This is a genomic window from Streptomyces sp. (genome assembly GCF_031178505.1).
In the GTDB taxonomy this organism is placed as follows: Bacteria; Actinomycetota; Actinomycetes; order Streptomycetales; family Streptomycetaceae; genus Streptomyces; species Streptomyces gulbargensis.
The window spans coordinates 1-5,772 of sequence record NZ_JAPSIW010000456.1 but is presented as its reverse complement, the minus strand read 5'-3'; the positions used below and the strand labels follow the sequence as shown (position 1 = coordinate 5,772).

The 5,772-nt window shown below is 69.0% G+C and carries 4 protein-coding genes; 2 read left to right on the top strand and 2 right to left on the bottom strand.

Going from position 1 to position 5,772, the window contains the following annotated elements:
- Positions 1 to 551: 551 nt before the first annotated feature.
- Positions 552 to 1,166, bottom strand: coding sequence for a TetR/AcrR family transcriptional regulator (locus RIF68_RS25050; RefSeq protein ID WP_309053562.1), 615 nt, complete (start codon positions 1,164 to 1,166; stop codon positions 552 to 554).
- A gap of 177 nt (positions 1,167 to 1,343) precedes the next feature.
- Here RIF68_RS25050 and RIF68_RS25045 point away from each other — a divergent pair, with 177 nt between their 5' ends.
- Positions 1,344 to 2,219, top strand: a complete 876-nt coding sequence (locus RIF68_RS25045; protein WP_309053561.1) for a polysaccharide deacetylase family protein — start codon at positions 1,344 to 1,346, stop codon at positions 2,217 to 2,219.
- A 1,045-nt stretch (positions 2,220 to 3,264) separates the two neighbouring features.
- Here RIF68_RS25045 and RIF68_RS25040 read toward each other — a convergent pair.
- On the bottom strand, positions 3,265 to 3,789 hold the full coding sequence (locus tag RIF68_RS25040; protein ID WP_309053560.1) for an AAA family ATPase: 525 nt from the start codon (positions 3,787 to 3,789) through the stop codon (positions 3,265 to 3,267).
- A gap of 316 nt (positions 3,790 to 4,105) precedes the next feature.
- Between RIF68_RS25040 and RIF68_RS25035 the strand changes: the two genes are divergently transcribed.
- Entirely contained in the window at positions 4,106 to 5,305 is a 1,200-nt protein-coding gene (locus RIF68_RS25035) for an SMI1/KNR4 family protein (protein WP_309053559.1), read from the top strand.
- Positions 5,306 to 5,772: the final 467 nt, after the last annotated feature.

The window sequence follows — 5,772 nt, the reverse complement described above, 5'->3', positions numbered from 1 at the left end:
CCAGCCCACCACTCGCGGCGAGGATGCTTCTCTTTCCTGGAAGTCGTGTCAGACTGCGGCGCACGTGCGCCCACCCCCATGAGTTCGATTTACATGGATGCGTCATGGTGCCAGAGGCCGGAGCGGTAGAGGATTCAGGGTTGCGGTCGGTCGGAGAGTGGCCGGCCGAGTTGCGCAGCAGCGCAGGACACAGGCTTGGTGATCATGATGGCCCAGCTCCTCCGGGGCGGTGATGCGGCCCCGGATCGGTCCGGCGAACCGGTGCTCGCCGCCGCCGTCGCCGCGATCGACCACACCGATCTGCCGGGCCTTCTGACGTCACCACACCTGGCCGAGACCCGCCGCCACCTCTTCGGCGCCGGGCACATCGGCGAACTCCTTCACCGCACTCTCGGCATCAACCCCTGGAACCTGCACCTCGGCCTCGGGCGACGGGTGCCTCCAGGTCCTGGCCTTCGGCAGACCAGTCCCATGACACCGTGCCGAAGAGGCGGCGGTGCGGGCTTTCCGGCTCCGGGATCATCCGCCGGCGGACGTCCGGCGGGTGGGGGTCATGCCCCGCTCCGGCGAGTGGGCCTGAGCCCGCGCATGGCGAGTTCGACCACGTCCTCGACGTATGCCTCGTCGTTCGGGCCGCGCACGACGAGCAGCCGGTAGTACAGCTGGGCGTAGATCAGCTCGATGGCGCGGTAGGGGTCGATGTCGGCGGCGACCTGTCCGTCCGCCTGGGCGCGGCGGATGCGCTCCGCGACCAGCGCGGTGGCGGGGTCGATAAGGCGTTGACGGAACTGCGCGGCGAGGTCGGGGTCGTGCTGGGACTCGGCAACGATCGAGGCGAGCACGCTGCGGGTGTCGCCGATCGTGTCGATCCAGGCGTCTTTGACCATCAGCTTCAGGTCGGCCTCGAAGTCGCCGGTCTGCGCGGTGTCGAGACGCCGGTGCAGGCGCTCTTCGAGCTGCTGCGCCCACGCGTCGAGGACGACCGCGCCTTTGGAGGGCCACCAGCGGTAGACGGTTCGCTTGCCGACGCCCGCGCGAGCGGCGATCCCCTCGATGGTGACGCGCGCCAAGCCGATCTCACGTGCCATGCCGAGCGCGGCCTCGAGGATCGCGGCGGTCGTGTGCGGGTTGCGCCGGGCCGGGTCGGGTGCGCGCGTGGTGCTCATGTCGCCTCCATGGTGCTGACCGAGTCACGTTACCGCATGGGGGAGACGATCCGGTTCGTGTTGACACGGACGCCATGCCGCGACACGATCCGTATCGGTTCGCGATACGACACGGATCGGCTCCCGCAGTTCGGCTCCGCTGCCGTCCCCAAGGACGGTGCCTGTGAAGGGAATTCCATGCGCAACGACCTGTACGACTACAGCCCCATTACCGAACGCCCGCCCATCCTGTGGCCCGACGGCGCCCGGGTGGCGTTCTACGTCGGCCTCAACGTGGAGCACTTCATCCTGGGCAAGCCGTCCACGAGCATCAACCAAAGCACCGCGGCGCTCGTGCCCGATCCGCTGAACCACGGGTGGCGCGACTACGGCCCCCGGGTGGCGATCTGGCGGATGATCGAGTCGTTCGACCGGCACGGCGTGCGCCCGAGCGTGCTGCTCAACTCCGATGTCGCCGAGCACTACCCGCAGATCGTCGAGGCCGGCCGGGCGCGCGACTGGGCCTGGCTCGCCCACGGCAAGAACAACTCCACTCTGCAGGCCGAGGTCGAAGCGGATGAGCGCGCCTACCTGACCGAGGTCGTCGAGACCATCGAGAAGGCGACCGGGCAGCGTCCCCGCGGCTGGATGGGACCCGCCCTCACCGAGACGTTCCGGACCCCGGAGCTGGTCGCCGAACTCGGCCTGCGCTACGTGCTGGACTGGACCGCCGACGACCAGCCGTTCCGGTTGAACGTGCCCGGGCTCCTGAGTGTCCCCTACACCCTCGAACTCAACGACCTGGGGCTGTTCACCGCCCACTCCATCAGTGGCCCCGACTTCGTGCAGATCGTCAAGGACCAGCTCGACCAGCTGTACGCGGACTCCGCGCACAGCGGCCGTGTGATGGCACTGGCCCTGCACCCCTTCGTGACCGGCCAGGCGTTCCGGATGAAATACCTGGACCAGGCGCTCGAATACGTCGTCAACCACCCCGGCGTGTGGACCACGACCAGCGACGACATCGCCGACCACTACGCCCGCACCACCGCCGGCCCCGGCGCCTCAGCCTGACCGTAGATCCACGGCTCCCCGGCCTTGGGCCGGCGCTTCGTCTCACTCGCCACAGGGCACCGGAGCCTGCCCGGGGGCAGGCACAGTCCGGTGGACGGTCTGAGGAAATGACACAGGCCTGGACAGTCCCCGCAGGGGGCCAGTCAAGCTAGACCCGGCTCGTGATCGCACCACCCGGCAGCCGTACGAGCACGCCCTCCCGGCACGCCACGCTGCCCGTTGCCTCTTGCTGGAGGCAACGGACAACTCATCCCGCCCAGTCGGCGCCGGATCGTGGTCGGTGTGGGGATCACACAGGCCGTGGACCTCCTCGCCACGGCTCACTGAGCAGCACGCCCGTCCTGCCCCATGCGGGCGTGGACGGTCGTCACGGACAGGCCGACCGCGGCGGCGACCGCTTTTCAGGTTCCGGCCCCCTGCGCAGGGTGCGGATGATGTGCGTAGTGACGTGGGGAGCCGGCCGGTTCAGGTGCTGCGCGCGGCGGTGTTCACCTCCGAAGACGCGACGCAGCTCTGTGGTGCAGCTGACGCCGACCTCTTGGAGGGGACAGCCGCGTGCCGACCGGCCCGGTAGCGTGCGAGGGTTCCCCGGCCCGTAATCGTCAGGCCATGCGGCGGCTCACCGCCCTAGGCTGCGAAATCGGTGTGGGACGGCTCGACTGGACCTCTTCCGCCCTCAGGGAGGCAACGCCTTACGGCAGCCGGGTCTGGGCCCGGATGGTCGAGGCGGACACGCCGAACTCGCGTGCGGGAGCGGGGAAGCTCGTTCTCGCCCGTGCCGTCGGCGGATCTCCTCATAGGGAAACGCCCGCCGGCCTCCGCTCCCCGAGACCGACTGTGGCAGTGTCCGGCGGAGCGCCGTGTCCTCGGCGGGGGCCGGCATCCGCAGATCCCGCAGGTCATCGGGGACTCGTCGTTCTTCGGCGGTTGCTCAGCCCCCGAATTCGCTGTTCGACCGGGGGTGACGGACCCAGGCGTCAGCCGAAGCACGGCCGCTGTCCCAGAGGCGGTCCTGTTGTCACCTGCGAGGTGCGGTGCCGGAAGGTCACCCCTTGACGGCCTCTGCGATCTGTTGGGCGGCCTGTGTGGGGGTGAGGTGTGTGGTGTCGACGACCTCGGCCTCGGCGTGCAGCCACGTGCGGGCGGCCTCGGCGTAGGGCTCAAGGTACTGGAGACGGAACGGCGAGTTGGGGCCGAGAACGGTGTCGCCCGCGATGCGTGCGCGGAGGGTGTCCTGGTCTGCGTGGAGGACGAAATGCCTCACAGGAATGTCGTGCTGGGCAAGTCCCGCGCTGATCTCGCGCCAGTACTGCTCGACCAGGACCGTCATGGGCATCACCAGGGTTCCGCCGGTGTAGTCGAGGACGCGTCGGGCGGTTTCGACCACGAGGGGCCGCCAGGGCGGCCAGTGCTGGAAGTTGTCCGTCGCCGGCAGTCCCGGCGTGATGTCCATGAGTGTCTCGCCGACTTTCTCGGCGTCCAACACCCGCGAGTTCGGGATGAACCGCTGGACGAGCGCGCTGGTCGTCGTCTTGCCTGCGCCGTGGGTGCCGTTGATCCATACGATCATGGACTTGACGTTAGCGTCGTGCGGGCCGCACCGACGGAGCAGAGCAGAAGATCCGGGCAGAGAACCGCAGGTTCTCGATCTTTGCCGCTGGTGAGAGAAGAGTTGCTCATCGAGGGTGTGTGACACGTCGGATGCCTCGCTGCCGTGCTTCCTCGGTCAACTCACTCCACGTCCAGTTCGCCACGCCGCGGGCAGACTCGCCCTCCAAACGCTCCGGTCGGACCCGCGCGGCATACCCGCCGTCGCCTGATTTCCGCCCGGCCGGCGGAGACGGAAGAATCTGCCGAACACATGACGCATGCTGGAAGGATGTCACATGACATCGGATATAGGGGCCTTTTCCACCCCTTCCACCGGAGGCCCGCCCTCCTCTGTACCCATCGACTGGTCGGCCGTCGAGGACTGGCTCGGACTGCGGTTGCCGACTGACTACAAGCGGCTTGCCGACCGGTACGGCCCGCTGGACTTCGGTGAGTACGTGTGGATCCACGTGCCGTGCGTCCAGCGGGACCGCTTCGACTACGGCGAGTGGCTGCGAGCGACGCACCGGGAGGCACGGATCGAGGCGCGCGAGCTGTCCGAGGCCGAGCGGCCCGTTTTCCATCCCGAGCCCGGCGGCCTGTTGGCCTGGGGGTGCACGCGGGGCAGCGACGTACTCTTCTGGGACACCTCGGTCTCCACCGACCCCAACAGGTGGACCGTGGTGGTGCAACACTCGGGGGCGGTGCCAGGCAGTGGACTGCTCCGGTGGCACCGGTACGACCTGACGCTCACCGACTATCTGCGGTACACCGTCCGTGACGCCTGGGAGCTTCCTTCTCCTCCCGGCCCGCTGCTGGGCCCGCTGCCCGGCACTGTCGCGCGTACCGCCTTCCTTCCCGACGCCGAGGTGTGGACCCCACCGGCGCCGGTCCCGTCCCGGCTCACCGAGGCCGAACGCCGAATCGCGCTGGACAGCGGCATCGGGTTGGACGGGCTGCGGCTGCTGTCGCCGCCACCCGAGCGGCCGTACCTGGGCGACGGCTCCTGGGAGGGACTGTTCGCCGAGCTGGGCACACGGCTGCCCGGGGAGTACGTGAAGTTGATGGACGAGTACGGCGCTGGCATCTGGAGCGGGTGGCTGCGTTTCCATACCCCGCTCCGGACCGGTGAGCGGCGGTTCGTCACGCACGTCGCGGACACAGCGGACGCCTACCGGCAGCTCAAGGACGGCAACGCGGACTGGTACCGCCTGGCCGTCTGGCCCGAGTCCGGCGGCTTCCTCCCCTTCGCCAACTCCATCGACGGCGACTACCTCGGCTGGCTCACCGAGGGCGGGGATCCCGACACATGGCCGCTGATCGTCTGGCCCCGCCACGCGGACCAGGGGCCGCCGCTCGAGGGTGGCCTCATCGACACCCTTCTCGCCTGGCAGCGCGGCACCCTGGTCACGCACGGGTTCGCCGGCCTGGACGAGGAAGACGATCCTGTTGAGTTCGCGGACTTCCGGTCCTGGGACGACCGCGCCTACTGGTGAGCCGCCCCGGCCGGAGATTGGTCGATGGCCCGCCCGGTCGGCCGGTGCGCTGGGTGACTCGTTCGCGCCGCCGGGCACTCCTCGCGCTGGTGACCGCCCGTGCGGAAGGCGAGCGCGCGGTGAAGGCGCGGGAGGTGGCATGAGTGGGGACGTGGGAGCTGTGGTTTCCGACGGCTGCCGGCGTCCTGACACTGCCGAGGGTCGCGGTGAGCCACCCCAGCCTGGCGGCGTCGCGGTGGTCCAGAAAGTCGGTCTGGTTCGGGAGGTCCCTGGCGGCGTCGGCGAGCGGGACGGCGACGAATGCCCTTCCTCCTCGCCTTGCATGCAGGCGGAGAAGACAAGCAGGTTTGAAAGCTCTCCGAACGCGCAGACGCCGTATTAACGTAGGCTTTATGTGAGCAGGTAGGAGACGCATCATGGGCATCATCGCGTGGATTCTCATCGGCCTCATCGCCGGTTTCATCGCC